23 protein-coding genes are annotated in these 22920 nt (G+C 56.1%); 11 read left to right on the top strand and 12 right to left on the bottom strand.

What is annotated here, in order from left to right:
- Positions 1-14: 14 nt before the first annotated feature.
- Positions 15-1022: a zinc-binding alcohol dehydrogenase family protein gene (locus tag Poly41_RS16520; protein WP_146527760.1), complete on the bottom strand. Its 1008-nt coding sequence runs from the start codon at positions 1020-1022 to the stop codon at positions 15-17.
- 119 nt (positions 1023-1141) lie between these two features.
- Between Poly41_RS16520 and Poly41_RS16525 the strand changes: the two genes are divergently transcribed.
- The 6 genes from Poly41_RS16525 to moaA all read left to right on the top strand — a co-directional run bounded on the left by Poly41_RS16525 (position 1142) and on the right by moaA (position 7776).
- The gene (locus Poly41_RS16525; RefSeq protein ID WP_146527762.1) at positions 1142-1912 is read left to right on the top strand and encodes an SDR family NAD(P)-dependent oxidoreductase; all 771 of its coding nucleotides are present in this window, start codon (positions 1142-1144) and stop codon (positions 1910-1912) included.
- A 221-nt stretch (positions 1913-2133) separates the two neighbouring features.
- Positions 2134-3009 carry a cytochrome c biogenesis protein CcsA gene (ccsA, locus tag Poly41_RS16530; RefSeq protein WP_146527763.1) on the top strand — a complete coding sequence of 292 codons (876 nt, stop codon included), beginning with the start codon at positions 2134-2136 and terminating at the stop codon, positions 3007-3009.
- Positions 3006-4286, top strand: a complete 1281-nt coding sequence (gene hemA, locus Poly41_RS16535) for a glutamyl-tRNA reductase (RefSeq protein WP_146527765.1) — start codon at positions 3006-3008, stop codon at positions 4284-4286. The genes ccsA and hemA overlap by 4 nt, the downstream gene beginning before the upstream one ends.
- Before the next feature lie 12 nt (positions 4287-4298).
- Positions 4299-4694: a thioesterase family protein gene (locus Poly41_RS16540; protein WP_146527767.1), complete on the top strand. Its 396-nt coding sequence runs from the start codon at positions 4299-4301 to the stop codon at positions 4692-4694.
- 278 nt (positions 4695-4972) lie between these two features.
- Positions 4973-6610: an alginate export family protein gene (locus Poly41_RS16545; RefSeq protein ID WP_146527769.1), complete on the top strand. Its 1638-nt coding sequence runs from the start codon at positions 4973-4975 to the stop codon at positions 6608-6610.
- A gap of 188 nt (positions 6611-6798) precedes the next feature.
- Positions 6799-7776, top strand: a complete 978-nt coding sequence (gene moaA / locus Poly41_RS16550; protein ID WP_146527771.1) for a GTP 3',8-cyclase MoaA — start codon at positions 6799-6801, stop codon at positions 7774-7776.
- Positions 7777-7806: 30 nt separating this feature from the next.
- Here moaA and Poly41_RS16555 read toward each other — a convergent pair whose 3' ends face one another.
- From Poly41_RS16555 to Poly41_RS16570, 4 genes are all read right to left on the bottom strand, one after another.
- Entirely contained in the window at positions 7807-8127 is a 321-nt protein-coding gene (locus Poly41_RS16555) for a cupin domain-containing protein (protein WP_146527773.1), read from the bottom strand.
- Between the two features lie 77 nt (positions 8128-8204).
- Entirely contained in the window at positions 8205-9440 is a 1236-nt protein-coding gene (dsrP, locus tag Poly41_RS16560) for a sulfate reduction electron transfer complex DsrMKJOP subunit DsrP (protein ID WP_146527775.1), read from the bottom strand.
- A gap of 48 nt (positions 9441-9488) precedes the next feature.
- A complete protein-coding gene (locus Poly41_RS16565) occupies positions 9489-10433 on the bottom strand; it encodes a 4Fe-4S dicluster domain-containing protein (RefSeq protein WP_146527777.1) in 945 nt (314 codons plus the stop codon).
- Entirely contained in the window at positions 10420-11190 is a 771-nt protein-coding gene (locus tag Poly41_RS16570) for a hypothetical protein (protein ID WP_231615708.1), read from the bottom strand. Before Poly41_RS16570 ends, Poly41_RS16565 begins: the two co-directional genes overlap by 14 nt.
- Positions 11191-11226: 36 nt before the next feature.
- On the opposite strand from Poly41_RS16570, the gene Poly41_RS16575 reads away from it, so the two are divergent.
- The 5 genes from Poly41_RS16575 (at position 11227) to Poly41_RS16595 (ending at position 15842) form a co-directional block, all read left to right on the top strand.
- The gene (locus Poly41_RS16575; protein WP_146527781.1) at positions 11227-11478 is read left to right on the top strand and encodes a hypothetical protein; all 252 of its coding nucleotides are present in this window, start codon (positions 11227-11229) and stop codon (positions 11476-11478) included.
- A gap of 2 nt (positions 11479-11480) precedes the next feature.
- A complete protein-coding gene (locus tag Poly41_RS16580) occupies positions 11481-13922 on the top strand; it encodes a molybdopterin-dependent oxidoreductase (RefSeq protein WP_146527783.1) in 2442 nt (813 codons plus the stop codon).
- A 107-nt stretch (positions 13923-14029) separates the two neighbouring features.
- Complete coding sequence (locus tag Poly41_RS16585) at positions 14030-14839, top strand: diheme cytochrome c precursor (protein WP_146527785.1); 810 nt, start codon at positions 14030-14032, stop codon at positions 14837-14839.
- Between the two features lie 119 nt (positions 14840-14958).
- Positions 14959-15561 carry a 4Fe-4S dicluster domain-containing protein gene (locus tag Poly41_RS16590; RefSeq protein ID WP_231615709.1) on the top strand — a complete coding sequence of 201 codons (603 nt, stop codon included), beginning with the start codon at positions 14959-14961 and terminating at the stop codon, positions 15559-15561.
- Positions 15558-15842 carry a hypothetical protein gene (locus Poly41_RS16595; protein ID WP_146527787.1) on the top strand — a complete coding sequence of 95 codons (285 nt, stop codon included), beginning with the start codon at positions 15558-15560 and terminating at the stop codon, positions 15840-15842. The genes Poly41_RS16590 and Poly41_RS16595 overlap by 4 nt, the downstream gene beginning before the upstream one ends.
- Before the next feature lie 12 nt (positions 15843-15854).
- Here Poly41_RS16595 and Poly41_RS16600 read toward each other — a convergent pair whose 3' ends face one another.
- The 7 genes from Poly41_RS16600 to Poly41_RS16630 all read right to left on the bottom strand — a co-directional run bounded on the left by Poly41_RS16600 (position 15855) and on the right by Poly41_RS16630 (position 22732).
- On the bottom strand, positions 15855-17372 hold the full coding sequence (locus Poly41_RS16600; RefSeq protein ID WP_146527788.1) for an ammonia-forming cytochrome c nitrite reductase subunit c552: 1518 nt from the start codon (positions 17370-17372) through the stop codon (positions 15855-15857).
- A 41-nt stretch (positions 17373-17413) separates the two neighbouring features.
- Positions 17414-17941, bottom strand: a complete 528-nt coding sequence (gene nrfH / locus Poly41_RS16605) for a cytochrome c nitrite reductase small subunit (protein ID WP_146527790.1) — start codon at positions 17939-17941, stop codon at positions 17414-17416.
- Between the two features lie 180 nt (positions 17942-18121).
- On the bottom strand, positions 18122-18688 hold the full coding sequence (locus tag Poly41_RS16610) for a hypothetical protein (protein WP_146527791.1): 567 nt from the start codon (positions 18686-18688) through the stop codon (positions 18122-18124).
- Between the two features lie 165 nt (positions 18689-18853).
- Positions 18854-19084 (bottom strand): RNA-binding S4 domain-containing protein, encoded by a 231-nt coding sequence (locus Poly41_RS16615; RefSeq protein WP_146527793.1) that lies wholly within the window; start codon positions 19082-19084, stop codon positions 18854-18856.
- A gap of 127 nt (positions 19085-19211) precedes the next feature.
- Positions 19212-21053, bottom strand: coding sequence for a hypothetical protein (locus tag Poly41_RS16620; protein ID WP_146527795.1), 1842 nt, complete (start codon positions 21051-21053; stop codon positions 19212-19214).
- Positions 21054-21347: 294 nt separating this feature from the next.
- The gene (locus Poly41_RS16625) at positions 21348-21812 is read right to left on the bottom strand and encodes a PilZ domain-containing protein (protein WP_146527797.1); all 465 of its coding nucleotides are present in this window, start codon (positions 21810-21812) and stop codon (positions 21348-21350) included.
- Entirely contained in the window at positions 21782-22732 is a 951-nt protein-coding gene (locus Poly41_RS16630; RefSeq protein WP_146527799.1) for an HD-GYP domain-containing protein, read from the bottom strand. Before Poly41_RS16630 ends, Poly41_RS16625 begins: the two co-directional genes overlap by 31 nt.
- Between the last annotated feature and the right edge of the window lie 188 nt (positions 22733-22920).

The raw sequence follows: 22920 nt of genomic DNA on the forward strand, positions 1-22920 counted from the left end.
TATCTCGAAAATGCCTAGCAAAAGTCAATCATGGCTTTAACGAGCCCCGATTCTTGATCGATCCGAGGCAAGCGTTCGGCCAGCTCTTCAAACCGAATTCGATGCGTGATCATCGGTAGGGCATCGATCGTCCCATCAGCCATCGAATCGATCACGCTTCGAAACGTGCTCGACAATCCAGCACGGCTGGCAGAGAGCGTCAATTCCCGACGATGGAAATTGGGGTCGTTGATCGACACGTCTCCAAGGAACAACCCGACAAAGACCACTCGTCCGCCATGCTCGGCCAATTCAAAACAGGCCTCCATCGACGCTTGGCTACCGGTCGCATCGATCACGACCGCTGGCAGTTGCCCAAAGTGTTTTAGCAGACGATCGTGCAATCCGACTCCACCCTGCACGCCCGCCCCCAGTCCCAATGTGTTGATGGCAAAATCAAGCCGTGGTTGATTCTGATCGACGCAAACCACGTTGGCACCTGCCGCTTTGGCGAACAACCCGACCGCCAAACCAATCGGACCCATGCCAAGAATCAAGCACGGTTCGCCCCGGGTCAGGGCTGCTCGCGTCGCGGCGTGCGATCCAATCACCAACGGCTCGACGAGCGCCAAGGCATCGGGATCGAGATCATTGTTCACGTGCAACCGACTCACGGGAACTCGAATCAACGGAGCGTGCCCCCCGTCGACATGCACGCCGAGCACACTCAAACGTTTGCAGCAATTCGTCTTGCCCGTGCGACATGCGGGGCATTGGCCGCAAAACGCATAGGCTTCGACCGAACCGCGGTCCCCGATCGAAAGGTCACTCGCGGAAGAGACCGAAACGACCTCGACCGCCAACTCATGCCCCAGCCTTCGTGGGCACGAAAAAAAAGGCTGGCGTCCGTGGTACGCATGAATGTCGGTGCCACACACCCCGCAACGTAGCACCTTCACGATGGCCTCACCGGCCGCGGCGGTTGGCTCGTCGATCTCTTGCCAAACCAATTTGCCCGGCTCTTGCAAAACAAGTGACTTCATTCAAATGACACCATGCTGTGATCCCTCGACTCTAACGCGAAAGCCATGTTATAACGCTTTGTCCGCTACCGCGGTGATCAGTGAGCGTGGATAATTCGAGAGAGTGAGCAAGTGCGGCCATGGAACATCAGCTGACCCATCGATTGAATGGCGAGATTGCTCTGGTCACCGGAGGCGGAACGGGACTGGGGCGAGCCATCGCGATATCGCTGGCGGACGCGGGCGCAAAGGTTTGTATCGCCGGTCGACGTCGCGAACCCCTTGCAGCCGTTGTCGAAGCAATTGGCGAAGACCGCTGCTGTGCCGTTTGTGGTGACGTGACGAAGGCGGAAGACCGCGCGGCGATGATCGCAGCGGCACGGGATACGTTTGCCAATCCGATCTCGATTCTGGTCAACAACGCGGGAATCAACATCAAGAAGCCTGCCTTGGAAGTGGAGGACGCCCTGTTTCAACAAGTCATGGAGATCCATGTCAACGCGGCGTTTGCTCTGTCTCGAGACGTCGCCCCGAGCATGCTGAAAAACCGACGCGGTTCGATTCTGTTCCTCGCCTCGATGGCATCCTACATGGGGGTCCCGCAAATCGTTTCCTACACCGCGGCAAAATGTGCGGTGGTGGGATTGACCCGGGCATTGGCGGCCGAATGGTCGGCCGATGGCGTTCGCGTCAACGCGGTCGCACCCGGCTGGATCGAATCACCCATGACCTCCAAAGCACTCGATTCGGACCCGCAGCGAAAACAGAAAGTGTTTTCTCGCACACCGATGGGAAGCATGGGAAAACCCAACGACATTGGCCGAGCCATCGTCTTTCTCTGTTCCGCCGATGCGGGCTTCATCACCGGACAAGTGTTACCCGTTGACGGCGGTGCATCGATCGGTTTCTAACGCATTTCTTAGCATGGACGTTCCATCCAAAACTACACCGCAGCGGCCCTCTCCCCGCAAGGCTCTGTCCCGGCCAGCCGGATGAGCTTGTTTTGTGATGGACCGGAGAAAAATGCCCTGGGATTCGGCTGACTTTATGAACCAATACGTGTAGGATAGGAGGACGTTTGAGTGCGTCCTCACTCCGATGATCCGTCTCCCTTTGCCCAAAAACGTTTCCGATGCTCGCCTTTCTTAGCAAGATCAGCGTGACCTGCTTCTTTGCGAGCTACTTCGTCGTCCTCGTCCTCGAACTGCTGCGTTTCTTCGGCAAGATTCCTGGCCGTGGCTTGGCGGTTGTGGTGATGATGAGCCTCGGACTGTTCACTCATGTTTGCTACCTCGTGCTGCGAGTGGTCGCTCGCGGCGGAACGAGCGAAATCGGACTGTTGGCCAGTTGGTACGATTGGTCACTGCTACTTGCCCTGGGGCTCGCAATCTGCTTTTTGAGTTTCTACTTGCGGCGACCCGATACGGTCATCAGTCTATTTTTTCTGCCTTTGATTCTGGCGACCATCGGTCTGTCGCTGGCCGTGCAGCCGATGGCGCCATTTTCGCGATCGGAAGCCGCTGAGGCATGGCGAAGTATTCACGGATTAGCCATGGCCGTCGGTGCCGGAGGCGTCCTGACCGGGTTTCTCGCAGGAATCATGTATTTGGCTCAGTCTTGGCGGCTGAAGAATAAACGAGCCGGCTCGTCGCTGCGTTTGCCCACGCTCGAGACGCTGGCTCGCTTGAACCGGCAATGCCTCGTCGTCAGCACCGCAGCGGTCACGATCGGGGTCCTCGCCGGCGCGATCATGAACTTGAACCGTTGGGGCCAAGTTGGCTGGACCAGCGGTGGGGTGCTGTTCAGTTTCGGCCTTCTGGTTTGGTTAGCGGTCGCAACGTGCGTGGAGTTCTTTTATGCTCCGGCCAGCCACGGTCGGAAAGCGTTCTACTTGACCTTAGCGAGCCTTGGCTTCTTGGTGTTGGCGTTGTTTGGCGTCCTCAATTCGTCGCATGGCCGGACCATTCCGACGGAACAAGTGAGCGTGATCTCGGAGGATGCAGCATGAATCTGCAAATGATCGGCTGCAGCCATCAAGATGCTGCGGTCGAATTCCGGGAACGTATCTCGTTTTCAGGTGACCAACTCGTCCAGGCGCTCGATGACTTTCGCGACCGGTTTCCTGCGGCGGAAATCGTGTTGCTCAGTACCTGCAACCGTCTCGAACTGTATGCATCGAGCAACGATGAATCGTCAGGACTAGACCGTGATGCCGTCGCAACCTTCTTAGCCGAACAACGTCATCTGTCGCCCGATGAAGTGATTGACCGGATGATCTATCGGATCGGCCCGGAAGCGGTCGAGCATCTCTTTACGGTCGCCGCTAGTCTCGATTCGATGGTCCTGGGCGAAGCACAAATCTTATCGCAAGTCAAACAGGCCTACGACTTAGCTTGCACCAGCGGCTCGGTCGGCCCGCTCACTCATGCCGTCTTTCAAGCCGCTAACCGGACCGCCAAACGCGTGCAGCAGGAAACTTCGATCCATCGCCGTCGGGTCAGCGTGCCCAGCGTTGCCGTCGGCGAGGTCGTCCCTGAGGTGTTTGACTCTTTGAGCGATAAACACGTGCTGATTTGTGGCGCGGGTGAGATGAGTGAAGAAACGCTGCCCTATTTGAAACAAGCAGGGGCAACTCAGATCACGATCATCAATCGTTCTGCGGAGCGAGCGGATGCATTGGCAGCACGCTTCGATGTCGCCACAGCGCCGTGGACCTCGCTCAACGAGAAACTTATCGAAGCGGACCTGCTGATTGGAACCACCAGCGCCGCCGATCCCATCATCGATGCGGCACGGTTCGCAAGCATCGAAGGCAAACGCTATGGGCGTGTTCTCTTGGTGCTGGACTTGGCGGTACCACGGGACTTCGATCCAAAGCTGGGCACATTTTCAAATGTTTACCTTTATCAAATCGATGATTTGAAGGCCGCGTGTGAACGAAACCGGCGCGAGCGGGAAAAGGAATACCCGAAGGCGCAACAGATCATCGCGGAAGAAACCGAGAAGTTGATCCTGGCGATCAATCACCGCTCGACAGGTCCGGTGATCCAGCGGCTTCGCAACCACGCCGAAGAGATCAAACGAGAAGAACTTCGGCGTCTACAGAATAAGCTTCAGCAGTTGAACGTCGATGATGCGGTGCTAAACGAAATCGATAAATCGTTCGGACGACTTACGAACAAATTGTTGCACCCGCCTCTCGCATCCGTCCGAGACGACGCCGCCGAAGGCCATCAGCGAGGCCTTGTGGAAGCCTTGAGACATTTGTTCAAGCTTGGTGATTGAGTTAGCAACAACATGAAAGACCAACTGAAAATCGGTACGATTGGCGAAGAACGTTTCGTTGTCACCGAGCGCCACCTGATTGACTTTGCCCACGACGGCATGCCCGAAATTCTTAGCACTCCCTCGCTGATTTGGTTCATGGAACATGCGGCGATCAATGCGATGCTGCCGCTGTGCCATTCCGGAAAAAGCACCGTCGGCGTTGGTTTGAATGTAGAACATCTCGCAGCGACCCCTGCGGGACTTGAAGTGGTTTGCCGCGCCCGTGTGATCTATGTTGACGGGCCGCTGGTTTCCTTCCAAATCGAAGCACACGATCCATACGAACTGATCGCTCGGGGCACCCACAAGCGACGGTTGATCGACGTCGCGCGTCTGGCAAAACGAGTGAATGCCAAACAGGGTTAGCCAAGTGCGGGGAGAGACCTGTCACGACGCCGTGTGTTCTTGAAGTCGATTGGATCCCGGCAATCCTACCACCCGAGGGTGCAACTTTACCGATTCTGACGAATGGAGCCTGGCAGCGGGCAAAACAAGTGGGTTGATTCTAGGAATCTCCTTGTCTATGTGCACATTTCGACGCGATCGGTGCCGATGAAGACAAGGACGCTTCCGACCCCCGCAAGCCGACATCGGCCAACTGGCACGCCGCCAGCCGCCGCCGTAAAGACCCAAGGACGAACCCAATGCAAAGTTCTACGCCACGTCGCCTGCGTTTGGCTCTTGCCCTGATAGCGATGCCCGTTGTCGCATCCATGATCTCGGCATCCGCTGCCAGGGCCGAAGAAGTGATCACCCTTGAGGACCTCCGTTCCATTGTGATTCAAACGACTGCGCTGCAAGAACCGGTTGTAGAAAATGCGGAGCTGACGACTCCCTACGCAGAGACTCCGTACATCGACTCGGCGTCCTCTGTCGAATCGTACGCCGCGGTACCAACATGCAATGACTGCGAAACAACGTGTTGCACCCAAAAACAGAAAGAGGCGGCAACCGCCGCGATGAAGTCCGCTTTCGGCGGGGTCTTCTATGCGAATAACTTTTCTTACTTGAACGACCCCTGCTACGACGGACCTGCGTTTTGTGGCGATTGTCTGAAGGACAACAAGACGCCGTTTGGAACGTTGAGCTTTGGTGGCGAGACTCGATTTCGTTATCACAATGAACGAAACCTGCGTGGACTCGGGATTACAGGGAAAGATGACAATTTCTGGCTCTCCCGCCAACGTTTGTACGCCGATTGGAAGATCAACGACGTTTTCCGTGTCTATGGCGAGGTGCTCGACGCGCAATCGATGGGTGAGGATTACGCCCCGCGACCGATCGAAGAAAACGACATGGACATTCTAAATCTGTTCGTCGATGTCGTGCTGATCGACAGTGGCTCGAGTAAATTGACCGCTCGGGTCGGCCGCCAAGAATTGCTGTACGGTGCACAGCGAACGGTCTCGCCGCTCGACTGGGCAAACACGCGCCGCACCTTCGAAGGCGTTCGCATGCTCTACCAAACCGGCGACACTTCGATCGACGCGTTTTGGACCGAGTTTGTTCCCGTTTCCCCAACCCGCGCCGATGAAAGTGACGCTGCCCGCCAATTCTACGGTGTCTATGCGTCGGAGAAGAATCTGCCGGTTGGAACCATGGATGCTTACTACCTCGGTTATGACAACAAGACGGTTGGCTTTAGTTTGCATACGATTGGTAGCCGCATTCTCGGCGAAACCGATCGTGGATGGTTGTACGATGTTGAAGGCGCTTTTCAGTTCGGTAGTGACGCAACACCGAGCAACCACGAAGCCGGCTTCTTTACTGCGGGACTGGGACGCAAGTACGAAACGAATCTGCTGAGCCCAACCGTTTGGGCCTACTACGATTATGCATCCGGCGAAGAAGACTTCGCAGAAGTCGGTGCCGGCGACGGTGGCTACGAACACTTGTTCCCGCTGGCGCACAAGTACAACGGATTCATGGACTTGTTCGGCCGCCGCAACCTGCACGACTTCAATGTGCTGGCCAACACACCGCTGACGAAGAAGATCTCGTTGGTGCTCTGGTATCACTACTTCCGATTGGATGAGCAAACGACGCCTTACAGCGTCGTGATGACGCCGTACAACAAGACGACGCAAGCGGAATCGAAAGATCTCGGTCACGAAATCGACGTCTTGTTCAACATCAACTTGAACCCGCGCAACAACGTGCTGCTCGGCTACTCGCACTTCGCGGGCGGCGACTACTACGATACGCCCGGGATCAAACCAACACTCGCAGGGGACGATGCGGACGCAGACTTCTTCTACGCTCAGTTCCAAACTCGGTATTAAGCGAAGACCCGCGACGGGAGACTCCTTTGGAACGCAGCCGAAAGAGCGAGAAATCGTTCCGGCTGCGTTCTTTTTTTTGCTTTCTGGTTCCCAGACGAGGTGATCTGGTTCATAATTCTGCATCTCGGAGTGCCGAATTGTTGTCGGCGACTCTGCCCCCTATCTGACGTGCGGATCAACTTCCCCCCATGCTGATCGACTCCTTCGGCCGAAAACACACCAGCCTTCGCGTGAGTGTGACCGATCGCTGCAATTTGCGATGCACCTACTGCATGCCGGCTGAAACGCCCGATTACCAAGACCGCTGCGAGATCTTGACGTTTGAGGAGATCGAGCGGTTCGTCCGCATTGCGGTGGGTCTTGGTGTCGATGATGTGCGGTTCACCGGCGGCGAACCGCTCGTACGAGCCGAACTGCACAAATTGGTGCGAGATGTCGTCAGGATCGAGGGTTTGCGTAAAGTTTCGTTGACGACCAACGGGATCTTGCTCTCCGCTCAGTTAGCCGATTTGTTTTCGGCAGGACTGCGCAGTATCAACGTCAGTCTCGATGCTTTGGATGAAGAATCGTTCCGCACGGCAACTCGCCGCGGCGGTTTGCAAAAAGTGCTCGACGGTATCGCTGCAGCACGCGAACTTGGGATGTCGGTCAAGATCAACGCGATCGCACTGCGTGGTTTCACGGAACAACAGATCGCAGCGTTTGGCGATTTCACACGTGAGACCAACATCCCCATCCGCTTCATCGAATTCATGCCGCTCGACACCGACGGCAAATGGGATCCGCAAAGCGTGTTGACGGGTGCGGAGATCCTTGATCGTTTTGCCAAAATCATGGGGCCGCTTGCCCCGCTGGAAACCAATGACTCACCCGCAACCGATTATCAATTCCGAGATGGCCGGGGAACCATCGGGATCATTCCGAGTGTGAGCGAGCCGTTTTGCGGAACCTGCAATCGATTTCGCTTGACAGCGGACGGACAGCTGCGGAATTGTCTCTTTGGAGCGGATTCCGCAGACATCCGAGCGCTTCTGCGCAGCGACGCCGACGACAACACAATCGCGGCCACGATTCGCCACGCCATCGCGGAAAAGAAAGCAGGTCATGGCAGCGATGACCTCTCCTTTGTCCGCCCGACGCGACCGATGTATTCGATCGGCGGTTAGCTCCAAGATCTTTCGGTCCCCTGAACCTCCTTACTTCGGCGTCTTCAGCAGTAACAGCAACATCCGGGTCGGTTTCTTTGCCGCAATGCTGTGGGGTAAGTTCGCCGGCATATGAACAAAGGTGTTCGGCTGCGAGACAAATTCGTCTCCCCCCAGCGTGACCGTCGCTTCTCCATCGAGAAACTGTAAAACCGCAGGTACGGCGGCCGTGTGCTCGGACAATTCCTGGCCTGCGGCAAAGCCAAACAGAACGACCTTCAACCGGTCATCCTGGTAAAGCGTCTTGCTGATCGTTCCGTCGTCCGGAATGTCAACTTCCTTGGCGAGGTTGGTAAAGGTGGTAGCGGGCATCAATCGATTCTCCTTGAATACGAACGGCTGGTCATCTCAACCCTCATTCTACACCTACATATATAGCTTCGCAAGTGTTATTCGGCGGGCTGGTTTAAGCTCGGCAGCGCCGTTTTCAGCGCGACCGTGAAGACCATCAGCCCCAGCGCCCAAATTCCGACCGTCACCTTCCATTCCAACTGGCTCGGCGCGTACTCGACGATCTCGTGCAAGGTGCTGGGGATGAATCCAGGAATGATCAATCCCATTCCTTTTTCGATCCAGGTACCGACAAAGGCCATCGCGCAGGCCGCCGCCAGCATCCAACGGTGGCGGGTCGCCAAGATCCCAGGCCAAAGAAACAACAGGGCCGCAACCACGTTCAGACCAATGGCGGTCCACGTCCAAGGCACCAAGGCCGTGTGTCCATGAAGCCCAAAGAACAGGTACTTCGCGGCACTCACATGCGCCCCGCCCGTGTAGAATTCCGTGAACAGCTCGGATGCAACCATGAGCAGGTTGATCAGGATCGTCACACGAATGATGCCCGTCAGCGTCGAAATCGGGGCATCCAATCCTCGCACTTTCGTCAATCGCTTCATCAGCAGCATGGCCACAATGATGAACGCGGGACCGGATACGAATGCGGAAGCCAGAAAACGAGGCGCCAAAAGTGCAGAGTTCCAAAACGGTCGTCCACCGAGCCCGCAATAGAGGAAGGCGGTGACCGTGTGGATGGAAATCGCCCAGACGATCGACAACATCACGAACGGCACGTACCAAACAGGATTCGGTTTGCGCCCCAAAAAACGCATGTAAAGCAGGTAGCCACAAATGTGGAGATTCAAGACCAGGTAACCGTTCAGCACGATGACATCCCAGGTCAACATGGAAATCGGAAAGTTGAATTTCCCGATGCCTGGGATCAGGTGCCAAAAACGATCCGGCCGGCCCAGATCCGCCAGCACGAAGAACAAGCACATCACAATCGCGGCGATGGCCAGCAATTCACCAATGATCACGACATCGTGCATTTTACGATCATGGTACAAGTAGGCGGGGATCACCATCATCACACCGCCGGCGGCCAAACCGACCATGAAAGTGAAATTGGCAATGTACAGCCCCCAACTCACGTGATCCGTCATGTTCGTGCTGATCATGCCACCGGCGACCTGGTGGGCCCAAGCATTGGCGCCGACCAGGAACAGTGCCGTCAACATGGTCATCCAGGCGTAAAAGCCGAACGATCCTTCGGTTGCCAGCCACAACGACCGCCCCAAAAATTTCGGGTAGCGGGTGAGGTGTGATTCTTTCACAGGGATGCTGCTCATGGTGGAGTTCTCATCTTGCCGCGACACCGCTCGCGGGACAGGGCTGCTCTAGTCGAAGTAATAGAAAAACGCCGGTTTCGTCCCGAGTTCTTCCTTCAGGATGTAGACACGTTTGTTCTCCAAGATCCAGCGAATGCTGGACTGTGGATCCAAAATATTGCCAAACACGCGTGCCCCCGTCGGGCACGCCTCCAAGCAAGCCGGCAACTTCCCTCGTCGTGTTCGATGCAGGCAATACGTGCATTTCTCAACCACGCCGGCCGGCCGAATCCGATTGCTCAGGTAGCTCTGGTCCGGATTGACCTGTTCCGCCGGCACCTCAGGCTGCTTCCAATTGAATCGACGTGCATGATAGGGGCAAGCGGCTTCGCAGTAGCGGCAGCCGATGCACCAGTTGTAATCGACAACCACGATGCCGTCCTCCTCTTTCCAAGTCGCCTTGACGGGGCAAACGTCCACGCACGGCGGCTCGTCACATTGTTGGCACTGGACCGGCAAATAAAACTTGTCGTCCTTGGGCACCGCTCCGGTGTAGGTCGTTGTTCCTTGTTCCATGTCCATCGTGCCTTTGGGCATTTCGATCACACGGATATAGGATTGGTTCGTCGAGCGGTCATGATTGTTTTCTTTGTGGCAGGCCTCGACACATTTGCCGTTACCATTGCAAACACTCAAGTTAATCGCGTAGACAAACTTGGTTCCCGGAATTGGCCGATCATCTGCGATGGTCACCTCTGCTCCGTAGTTCTCTTTCGCTTCGGACTCCAATCGTGCGATCACCGCAGCCTTGCCCTCGGGCGACAATTCCTTGTAGTGCTGCTGCATGAACTCCGCAGCGGAACTGTTTTTCGCAGCATGCCGCAGCGGCGAGATCGCAGCAACAAACGCGGCAGCCCCAAGCGTGGCGAAACCCCCTTTGACCGCCGCGCGTCGCGATAGATTCTCGACGATCGGCAGCGATGGCTGGCGCGGTGGGTCCTCAGTGTGCGTCATCGGTCGTCTCCGAAGGGGTGGAATCGCGCGTCTCGTTGGACGGGGCATGAGCGGAATCGAGAAACCGATCACGTGGCTTGAAGCCCACAATCATCTTGGGGTAACTCGGCGAGTGTGGATCATGGCAATCGATACAATTGTTTTTGTGCTGTGGACCCCGCGACAAATCCCAGTGGCCGTTCATACCGCCATGAGCGCCATGGGCGAACGCGGTGGCTTGTGGGCCATGACATTGTGAGCAGAGGGTCATCACGTTCTCGTACTCGACCGTGGTGCCATCGGCCAATCGCAAAGCGTCCGCGTTTTCGAGATGGTGGCAGGCGTAACAGGCGATCTTGCCGTGATCGACCGTCAAGCCTCGGTGAAACTCGTCGAGGGTCTCGGGGGTTCGGTTGGACAAATCCGCTGGACGCACGCTGTGGCAGGTCGAGCAAGCGACCGAACCGCTGCGGCCTTGCGGGTCCGTGCCCACCAATTCGATCATGGGCGGCCCCAAGGGTTGGTTGACCGTGACGAGAAAGGGCGCTCGCCCCGGGCGATTTTTCGACGATTGCCCCGGGCGATTTTGCGGGGATTGCGCGACGGCCAGCGGGGGGCTTTCCCCAAACTTTCGCGGCGATCGCCATGCCGCGGACACCACGATCGTGGCGATCACACCCACCACGCTGGCGAACAAGAGATTGGCAAATCGATGTTTCAATTTTCTGTCCAAAACGAGGTTCCACTTTCGCCCTAAAATGTATACACTATCATGCATGTTAAGGGAACCTCTATTTTAAAAAAAGCAACGCTCGTGCCTGTTAGCGGACTTGTCATCACCTTTAAGCGAAAGGTCGCCGATTTCGGTTCGTCGGTTGAAGCGCTGCGCCAGATCGCAGAAATAGAATTGGGGGCAACCAACACGAATCAATTAGCGATCGTGGTCGACACCGATTCGTGTCGCCGAGACCAAGAGATTTGGGATACGATCGATCAGCTGCCTGGTGTGACGGACATCCGTGTTGCCCTGATCGGTTTTGATGAAGAAACACACTCGAAGGATTAGCCATGGACACCCAACGTCGTCGTTTCCTGAAATCCGCAGCCATGGCCGCGGCCGGCTCGATGGTTGCCGCCAACACCGACTTGATCTCGCTGCCTGTGATGGGTGCCGACGATACGTTGCCCGACGGCGATGGGCTCACATGGAGCAAGGCCCCGTGCCGTTTTTGCGGCACCGGATGCCATGTCCAAGTCGGTGTCGAGGATGGCCGCATTGTCGCCGTTGCGGGGGACAAGCACGCCGATGTGAACAAGGGGTTGTTATGCGTCAAGGGATACCATGTCGGTGGCATTTTGTATGGCGAAGATCGTCTGACCAAACCGCTGCTTCGCAAAGACGGCGAATTGGTCGAAATTGAGTGGGACGAAGCGATCGATATTATCGCCAAGCGGATCAACAAGGCTCCCGATCGATTTGCCTTCTACGGTAGCGGCCAATGGACGATCCCCGAAGGTTATGCCGCTCAGAAGTTGATGAAAGGCGGATTGAGCAACAACCATATCGATCCCAACGCTCGCTTGTGCATGGCTTCGGCAGTGACCGGTTTCTTAGCAACCTATGGCGTGGATGAACCCGCCGGTTGTTACGCGGACCTCGACGCCTGCAATGTCCTGATCACTTGGGGCAACAACCCCGCCGAAATGCACCCGGTGTTGTTTTCGCGAGTGACCGATCGTCGCAGCCGAGGCGAGGAGGTCAAGATTATCGACATCAGCACTCGCCGCACTCGCACCAGCGATGCCGCCAACGAGTATTTGGAGATGAAGCCGCATGGCGACGTTGCAATCTCACTTGGCATCATGCACCTGCTCATCGAAAACGATTCCTATGACAAAGCGTTTGTCAAGAACCATTGCAATTTCCGAGGCGATGAAGCCGACACCCCAACGCTCACCGGCGAGGCGATCAGCGAAGAGGAGTTCCGCAAACGGATTGCCAAGTACACTCCCGAACATGTCGAAGAACTATCGGGCGTACCGGCGGAAAAGATCCGTATGCTGGCGGATTTGTTCGGCAATCGCGACCACTTGATCACCAGTTTGTGGTGCATGGGTATGAACCAGCACACGATGGGGACTGCGATCAATTCGCTCGTTCACGGGGTTCACCTCTTAAGCGGGCATTTCGGTCGGCCCGGTGATGCGCCGACAAGTTTGACAGGACAACCGTCTGCGTGCGGCACCGTTCGCGAAGTCGGTACGTTGGCGCATGCATTGCCGGGCGGACGCGTTGTCGCCAAACCGGAGCACCGGTCCCAATGCGAAGGCTTCTGGAATCTACCCGAAGGTCGAATCAATCCCGTGCCGGGTTATCACACCGTCAAGATGTTCGATCAGTTTACAAAACCCACCGCGGAAGGCGGCGACATTGATACACTTTTTGTCCAAGTCACCAACCCCGGTCAAACGCTGCCGAACTTGAACAAGCTGTTTAACGACAAGCAAGGTATGGAGGACAAATTCCTGATCGTGTCGGATGTTTACCCGACCGCGACGACCCAATTGGCGGATTTGATTTTGCCCGCCGCGTTGTGGGTGGAAAAGAACGGCATTTTCGGCAACTCGGAACGACGAACTCAACAATGGTTCAAATTGGTTGACCCACCTGGCGAAGCGCGTGATGACACTTGGATGACCATTGCGATTGCCCACCGTTTGTTCGAACTCGGCCACGAAGGGATGAAAGACAAGGACGGAGACTTCCTCTTTGCGGTCAAAGATGACGAGGGCAACGAAATCCCAATCTGGGAATTTGAGCACTACTATGACGTGAACGTCGACAAGCATCTGTTCGAAGAATACCGCCCATTCACGACCATGAAGCACAAGAACTTGGCGCCGTATGACGAGTACGTCAAAGCCCGTGGCATGCGTTGGCCAGTGGTCGAACAATCCGATGGTTCTTGGCGAGAAACCAAGTTCCGATTCTCGGGCTTCGATGATCCGTTTGTTGCGGAGGGCAAGGAGTTCGATTTTTATCACTCCAACACCGAGGATGGTAAAGCACAGATTTGGTTCCACGAGTACCAATCGCCACCGGAAATGCCGGACAAGGATTTCCCGTATTGGCTTTGCACCGGTCGAGTGTTGGAGCACTGGCACACCGGTACGATGACGCGTCGTGTGACGCAGCTCAACCGAGCGATGCCAACGTCGTATGTCGAAATGAATATGGAAGACGCCCGAGATCAGAACATCCGCCAAGGCGAAACGGTGATCCTTGAATCTCGGCGCGGGACCACGGAGTTGCCGGTATGGATTGACGGCCGTGGCCGGCCCCCGCGCGGAACCGTGTTCGTTCCGTTCTTTGATGAGACCAAGCTGATCAACAACTGCACCCTCGACGCACATGATCCCTTTTCAAAGCAACCTGACTACAAAAAATGTTCCGTGCGCGTGCGAAAGATCAATGATGCAACTCCCAGCCAAGTGGCCAAGAGCGATTGATCCGGCACGTGTAAACGAAACCCTTCGCTTTTGATCAGATCATTCCAGTCAGGTCATCCCCTGAAACTCCTCCATGGCATGCCCCCTACCGTAAAGCCCGATTCACGATGGAAAACAAGCAAGGTATCCTCGCTCGCGTCTCGACCCTCTTCTTAGCCGGGGTGATCGGTGTCGCGGTGATCGGCTACTTCGTCGGCTTGGCCGACGGAGTGCCTCAACCCGATGGGATGCTTGAATCGACCATCCTCAAAGGCCATACGGCCAAATCGAAACCGACGGAAAAGTTGATTGCCGCCGTCACCTATGCGGAAATCTCTCAAACAGCCATGGGGCCTACCGAACCATGGCAATCCGAAGCGAAAACGCTACCCAGCAGCGACTACGACTTGTTCGCAGAAGTCATTCCCAGTCCTGAGGAAAAAAAACGGTCGAGCGAAATCCGAGCTTCACGGCGAGCGTTCAACGGTGCACCACCGATCATTCCTCATGCCGTTGAGGATACGACCGACTCCGCTTGCTACGCCTGTCATCACAATGGGATGAGAATGGGTACGTTGAAGGCAAGTGTGATGTCCCATCCCTTCTTGGCCAATTGCACACAGTGCCACGCGCCGCCACCACCGAAGCCGTTTCAATCGGTTGATGCCGAGGTGAAGACAAGTTTTGTCGGATTGCCGGCGGCGAGCCAAGGCGAGCGAGCCTTCCCCGGTGCACCGCCTACGATTCCCCACGCTCAGTGGATGCGAGAGAACTGTACTGCATGTCACGGTGGGCCAAACGGATGGGAGGGAATGGAGTCGACCCACCCTTGGCGAACCCATTGCACTCAATGCCATGCGCCCTCTGCGAGCTTGGACCAGGCCATCACCGTTGACACCATCCCCATGCTGCCACCGCTTGAGGTCTCGAACCGGTGAGTTGGAGCGGGTGGAGATCGAGACGTGGCAGCAAGCAAAAGTCACGGCTAAGCCGACGTGATCTGCTGAGTGGACGTCTGTGGAAACGGGTTCGCCCCGCTAACGAGGATCCGCTCGTGATGCGCTATCCGAAACCTGACAGCGAGCCCAAAGCGTCCACCACGCAACTCCATGGAATCTCGGTCGAGCCGGTGGCGGCAACCGACGCGGCTTTGCCAAAATCACGCCAGCGAACGATTCCCGTATTTCGGCCACCGGGGGCGATCGCCGAAGAAACCTTCTTGGCTGGCTGCACGCGCTGCAGCGACTGTATCGATGCATGCCCGCATGATGCGATCCGCAAAGCGCCCGATCGACTCGCGGCGATCGCGGGAACTCCGGTGCTGGAAGCCGACACCGCTGCCTGCATGATGTGCGACGATTTCCCATGCATTGCCGCCTGCAAACCGGGCGTCTTGACCCAATCGATCCCAGCGGTGATGGGCACAGCCCTCGTCACCGAGCATCTCTGTCTCGCGCACCACAGCACGACGTGTACGGTTTGTAGCGAGCGCTGTCCAGTGCAAGGCGCGATCCGCGTGATGGACGGAAAACCAACCATTTGCGAAGACGTCTGTACAGGATGCGGGGTTTGCCGCTACGTATGCCCAGCACCTGAAAACGCGATCCTGTTGATGCCGGCGTTTTCGCGACCGCCCCTGCCCGATGGACACACCGCATGAACACCTCCGAAGTCCTCGTCGCCGAGTGGACTCGCGAACAGATCCTGGCGTTGTTTGCCGATCTCGCCGCCGGGGCCGAGATCACCCACGTCCAACTGCGCTGTGCCGACGGCGACAACCCTGTCGCATTACAAGATGCGGAAACGGCCTATCGTGCGGGCTCTGCAATCGCCATCCAGATCCGCTATCGTTTCAATGGCGAACATTGGAGCGACACGCTCATGACCGCAGAGCCCAGCGGAGTGGACGTCACCAAGATCATCCGCAGTCGATTGCCTTAACGCGGCTATCGACTACTTGCCGAGTTTGTAAGCTGCTGCTTGAGCTTGGCGGCTGTAGTCGATCGACTCGCCCAAGATCCTTGCGGCTTCTTGGTCGGCATGGAAACCTTTCGAGTTTTCGCTACTGATGTAATCGAGTCGCCACATCGCTTTTCGCTGCAGATCGCGGATCGGCTTGAGCTGCTCTTCGCTTGCCCCAGCCTCTTGAGCCGCCAGAATCGCATCGAGCATATCGGTCATGGCTGTCGCTGCGCGATCCATCAAGGCTCGTGTACGTCCTTGGATCGTATCCACCCGCGCCTTCAACTCGGCCTCGGGAACGTTGTGGCAGGTTTGGCAGGCACGATGAACGTTCAGCATCGGACTGCGGACCCAGTGGCTGCTGACTTTGGTTGCACCTTGTTTCTCATACGGCATGTGGCAATCCGCGCAACTGACGCCTGCCCGCGCGTGAATCCCCTGACTCCACAGTTCGAACTCGGGATGCTGAGCTTTGTAGACCTTCGTTCCTGTTTCTTTATGGACGTAATCGTAAAACGCACCTCCATCATCGGGAAACTCGGTTTCATCCCATTCCTGTTCCAGATCCTCAACCTTCAGCCCGTTGCTCCAGGGGAACGTCAACGTCATCTTGTTCGCACAGTAATACTCGACGTGGCATTGCCCACAGACGAACGAACGCATTTCTTGCCGCGTCGAATCCTGGTTGGGATCGTAGGGCTCAGTGGAACCCGAGTCGCGCCAACGCTGGATACTCGGCAAGTGAGGAACCGGGTCATCGCTATTGGCCAACTTCGCGATTCCCTCGATAAAACCTGGCCGCGTAACACGAATTCGCATCGTGTCGGGATCATGGCAATCAAGGCAGGAAACCGGATGGGCATCGCCCAAATGCGGATCTCCGTCGCCACTTGGCTCGACAACGCCGTCGGGCGTCTTCTCCAATTCGGCATAGACTTCCTCGTAAGGCTTGCGGCTGAGGGCTTTGAACCCAGCCATCACGGCTTCCTGATGGAATCCCTCGGCGAGTTTCTCCTCCGTCGGTTCGACACCCATCTCCTGGAGCCCAATCCGGCGATAAGTGGGTACGATCGACGCATGGCAGTGCAAACAGGCTCCGGCTTGTTGGACCTCGGTGACGCGTTTCGTCACTTCCTGGTCTGACAACATGTAGGCATGGCCGCGAGCTTCACGATAATCAATACTGAACGCGTAACCAGCAAACAACCGTTTCAACCAGGGATCCTTTTCCAACTTGCTTGGCGGCAGTGCATGACTTCCGCCGTATTCCGTGCGGCTGGTGTCGGCCGTCCGCAAGTAGCTTTCATATTGAAGCGGAAAATTCACTCCCCACGGCTTGGGATCGGTACTCACTTCATTCACATCGACCAGTCGCACGAAGGGTGCCCGAGCCTCTTGTTTTCGTTCAAAAATGTTGATGAGCAGCGCGACGACGCCAAAAGTCGCAAGCGCAACCAAACCGGTTAAAATTGCCAGCCAACCAAAACTGCGGTTGTTCGATGAAGCCATAGCTAGAAGTTCGAAGAGGGAATGGGAAGTTGGAAAGAAGATCAACGAAATGCGTGACCAACGTCGCTGTGGCAATGCACGCAGGATTGCATGTCCTCGCCTGCATTGACCGGTAACATTGCATGAACCACGTCTTGATGACAATCAACACACGCAGCCTGAGTGACACGCTGGTTCCGTGGTTTGATTTGAATCGGGTCGCGATAATTCTGAAGCGTGAACGCCAGCGAATGAAAAAACCCGTTGTCGGCTTTGGTCACCCATTTACCAAGAAAATGGTGGGGTAAGTGACAATCGTTGCAAACGGCAACATGATGATGGCTACTGTGCTGCCAAGAATCCATGTGTTCCTGCATCACATGACAATTCACACAGGTCTCGGGATTGTTGCTGAGGTAACTGGCACCTTTGCCATAGCCAAAGGTAAACGTCCCAACACCTGCCAAAATCCCAAGAAAGACCGTAAACAGGACGGCCGCCTTCCCAAAGCGGATTTTGTTTCCGCTAGCATCTCCGCCGGTTTCGTCCGCTTCCGTCGGCGGAAGGGGAGTGGGTTCTGAGTCGGTCATCAACGGTTCGAGAAACTCCGATTTAAGAAAACGGACGCAGAACGGTTCACACCGAAAACCTGCACAACGAGGGATAAGATACTCCCTTCGTCGGCAGGTTTCAATCGAGCGGCTCGCTTTTTTCGTCCAGCTTGCCGATAACAGAATGGTGCAAGCAGAGCCTGCTGCATTAGAACCTGATCATTGCTCCGCCGTGCTTTCGTTGCCTTGAGCACTTCGTTGGGGCAGTTTCGGCTTGGGCAACACTTCCATCCAATCGCGTTGGATCTGAACGGCCCAGCCACCAGGAGCGGTCGACGGTTCCTTTTCGGTCACGATGACGTCGGGAATGGGGCCAGCCATATAGACATTCGCCAGCGTTTGTCGAACCGAGGTGACACGAGCATTGGTTTCTTCGAGGCTCTTGCCACGAAGCACATAGACCGTTCGGCGAGCTTCCGGCGCCTGAGTGGCGATCCAGTGGACTCGATTGTTGCCCGCCGCCAGCAGTGCGCCGTCACCTTGTCGGAACAAATCGTTGCCGATGGTGTTATGCATTCGCCAACCGTTGTGTTTCATGACCTCGAACGGGGCGACAACCTGCATGGCGTCGCCTTCATTGAACGGATCGGGCCAGGCGTTGGCTCGATGATAATCCACATTGAATTGATGCCAAAATTGATGCCAGTCTGCGGAGACGGTACCGGCGGTCACACTCAATAGCAGTGCGGCAAAGGTCAGTTGGCAATGACGAGTCAAAGTCTTCATGATCAGGCAGTTCCTTCCGCCGTATGCGATTCTTCCAATCCTAGCACCTTTGATCCTGGCGCTCTCACGTTTGTGATTACTCTCTCCATCGGCGATACGACCCGGGCGACTTGTTTAAACGTTAGCCGGCACCGAGCGACCCTTAGAACCGGCAAACCTTACCCTTCAGTCAAAGTCGGTTTCGTTGACAATTAGGATCTCGGCCCCCCATTCGATCACATCTCCAATCACCAACTGCTTTCGTCGTCGGGTTTCCCGCTCACCGTTCAGGCAAACTTCACCCGCCTGAATGCGCACCTTGGCCTCGCCTCCGGTAGCGACGACGCCCCGGCACTTCAAAAAATCATCCAATCGGATGATGGGACCGGGCTGACGTGCTGTCGCGTCGTCCGTCATGACATCTCTTTTCTCTTTAAGGTCGCATGGGCCAAGCAAGGGCGTTTCCTCTTGCGCATGATCTGACGCGGAGCCCCTTGCCGCAACCCGATTGGCTTTCCTTGTCGTTCGAGCACTCCGCACGGCCTTATCGAACCGCGATGGTTAACCATCCATCTTGCGCCTCAATCAAAGTCGGGCGAAATTGACGCCCTCGAAGGACTTCGACTTCGAGGCTTGAAGGAACTTCAAGCGTACGATCCAGCAGCGTTTCGGGAAACACATCGGTGAACTTCTTTTGAATGTTCCGCTTCAGCCCAGTCTGTGACAGACTGAGGCGTTTCCGACCCGGAAAATCGACTCCAACGTCTTGATCGCGGAGCAGCAGCCACCGCCCCTCAAGCGTCCGAGCGGGGCGATACTTCGCGGTGATCTCCATCGCGACCTTGAGCTCCTGTTTGCCCTGCGCAAACCGAGTTCCTCGCAATCCGATTCGAATCGCGCCATCTCGTGCCTCAAAAACAATCGGTTGGACTCTTGCAAAATCGAGTTCAAAGGAGTCGTCCCGCTCGTCACCCTCAGCCCCATCGGACGTAGGTGGACGGCCAGCGCTTTTCAACAATTCGTTGATCTCGCGCTCGTTGATCGTGCGTCCGGCCAAGAAAGGTCCGAGCGCATTGTCGACCATCGACTCTTGCACCTGAATGGCCAATTCAAACGACTCGCGGATCGGAGGCCGTGAAACGACGGATGCAATTTGGTCCGACCGACGGAACGTCGCATCCACAAAGATGGCATCGTCCGTCGAACCCCACAACCGAGCCGGCTCTTCAAGCGACAATCGTTTCAGTATCGGCGCGATGCGACTCGAAAGATCCGGCGGCTCGATGGCAGTGGCTTCACTCGTCTGCTGAGCAAACTCGCTGCCCACTTGTTGCTGCATCTTCGCAACCGCGATTCGGTCCGCTTGTGGCTTCTGCTCTGCGGCTCGCTTTTGGGCGATGCGACGAACGATTCCAAGTCGGTGTTCAATTGCATCGATGTTGGTCTTCAATGCCACCGTCGCAAAGACGGGTTCCATCGTGACCCCTTGTTCGTTGACGTGCAGCGTTCGAATCGCTGAGACATCACCATGCCCGGTCGTGCGCAGACGGACCGGCCCGTTGTAACCAAGGCTCTTCGTCGTGACATGACCGGTGAGGGCAACTTGGATGCGAGCGGAACCCATCGCAGGCAACAGATTCGCCGTCACGGCACCCTGTGTGGTTGCGTCTCCAACGATACGCGTCCCCAAAATGCAATCACGCACGGGACGTGACTCGTTGACCGCTCGGTTGACGCTACGAGTGACCATCGACTCTCCGACATGAATAGCGAGGTTTGGACGACCAAAAATCTGGCGAATGACCGCGACCGTTTCCCCCGCTTGATTGGACTCGTCGATCAAGCCAACAATCGCGGAAATCGCCGCAGCATCTTCGGCAGACGGAACGCGGCCCATCCCCTCCATTCGATCGGCAAGCGACGCGAGTTGCTTACGAAATGGCTCGACCGATTTTTCGGGGTCACGAAAACGAATGGCCGAAATCAGATCTTCGACCGATGCTCGTAAGTCGCGAATCACATCGATTTCCAGTCCAGCAACATTACCAACCAACCGGTGTCGCAACTCGAACGCGGCAGAGGCCAGTTTTGCCGTCGATTGGTCGTCTTCCATTGCCTCGGCAACGGGTTCAAGATCCAAATAGTCGAGCCATGCCTTCGCATTCTCGGCATCCGTTCGCGCATACACCGCACTGCGAACGACGTTGCTGGCATCGGAGACCGAACGCTTGGCCGAAGCCAAATCCGGGAACCGATCGGGCTGGACTGTCGCCTCCGCAGATCGGATCTGTTCGACCATTCGCGAACGATCGGAATCCGACATTTGGCCAAATGAGTTGCCGCATTGCAGGCATAAAGCACTGAAGAGCACAACGGGAAGTACCATCCGAGGCGATCGATCGATCGCAATCCTCACTTGAAATCCCATGTCATTCCGATCGGCATCTAGGGGGATTGGGAAACTTACGAGGACTCATTGTAGATGCTGGCCCTCAGCACAGTGAGAGGGTGTCCAGTTATTTGAGCATGAGAAGCGTCGCTTTTCCGGCGGATCGGATTCCCGCATCTTCGCTGGGCCACGATCCTGGGCCACGATCTAAGCTTCTCGACGTTGGCGCCCCTGGGCGGGGCCAAGCCTCCCCATCCAACCGGCCCAAAGACGAACCGCTGAGGCCGGGAATTAGGCTGGCCTGACCGCTTCTGCGAATACGTTTCCGCCAAAAGCATCCGCACTCGGTTCGAATTTTTGCATCAGCACCGCACCGGTTTCGTAGCAAGTCTCGCCAACGCGTCTCGCGCGAGTGACCCGAACGCGAACCCAGAAATGAGGCACGACGATGCGGACTTCTTCTTCGGGATAAAACTCGATCGGTGAAAGAAAACCTGCGCCCGACCTTGAAAAATCGCGGGTGTAAATGCCAACAGGAACATCGCCTCGCTCAACAAACGGTAGATGCAACTCGGGCCAAAGCAAAGCTCGCCTGCGAATCCCTACCCGCTGATTGCTTCGCTCATCTTCAGCAATCACCACACCGGTTTCGCCATTGCCGTCGAAGTAATCGGACCATTCGCTTGGCAATTCAATTTCCCACGCGACCGAATGGATCCACTGATTCAAGCATTCTGAATAACTGCTGTCCAACATTCTAATACCTCAGGGTCAAATGCGGTTCCGCTGTCTCGCTGCTGGATCTCAAGTGCTTTGGCGCGTGACAAAGGCTGACGGTAGGGTCGTTGGCTGGTAAGCGCTTCAAAAACATCAGCGACAGCACAGACTTTTGCCCACGGATGGATGTTCTTTCCCACATTTCCAACGGGATAACCTTTGCCATCCAACCGTTCGTGGTGCTGATAGACCATCATCAACTGACCTTCACACAAATCCGTTCGCTTGGCCAATTTACGGAATCCCAACGACGGGTGACGTTTGACCTGACGAAACTCCTTCTCGTCCAACTTGCCAGGTTTGCAGAGGATACGATCGTCAATCTCAAGTTTGCCAAGGTCATGCAGCAAGCCACCTGTCGTGATCCTTTCTACTTCCTCTTGGGAATACCCAAGGGCTGCGGCGAGGATACCGGAGTAGAAGGCGACGTTGGTCGAGTGGGTAAAGGTCGCGTAGTCGTGATGCAAGACGCGGAACAGATCGGAAACGGCAAACTCGTCACGGGTAATGATCTCGGCGGTCAGTGCGCCAAGCTTCCCAATCGAGGCGACGGTTTCGGTAACATGACGATTACCAAAGGAGGTCCGTAGCACATCGAGCACCACTTCATTCAGCGCGCCAGCTCTTAATTGCGGTGTCACCGTGGCGGAATCGGATTTGGGATCCAACAATCGGCGGAGGTAAGCTTGATAGCGGGCACCCGAGTCCTTTGCAATGTACAGCAAATGCACACCGCGGCCACGAAGCCGATCGAGGTCGTCCATGTTGAGCGGATAGTCCGAACCGCGATACAACATCAACCGATCCGATTCCTCTTCCTTTTGGAATAGGTTCAAGCCGACCGCCTTGGCAGGCAACAGCGTCGCCACGCTGATCGGTAGGTAATCCCCGCTAGACATTGATACTTCAGCTCACAGAACAACAGGCAGATGATTGTCGCGGAGGCACTTTCCTCCAGACGAAGACTAGGATACATCTCTCCATCGGTGGTGATGTAAGCGGCTAAAAAAACCCGCTTTGATCCTCAACATCGTCGATTTGCACCCACCAATCGTCACAACCGGTCTAGCGTGATCTTAAGATTCTC

Source organism: Novipirellula artificiosorum, from assembly GCF_007860135.1.
GTDB classification, from domain to species: domain Bacteria; phylum Planctomycetota; class Planctomycetia; order Pirellulales; family Pirellulaceae; genus Novipirellula_A; species Novipirellula_A artificiosorum.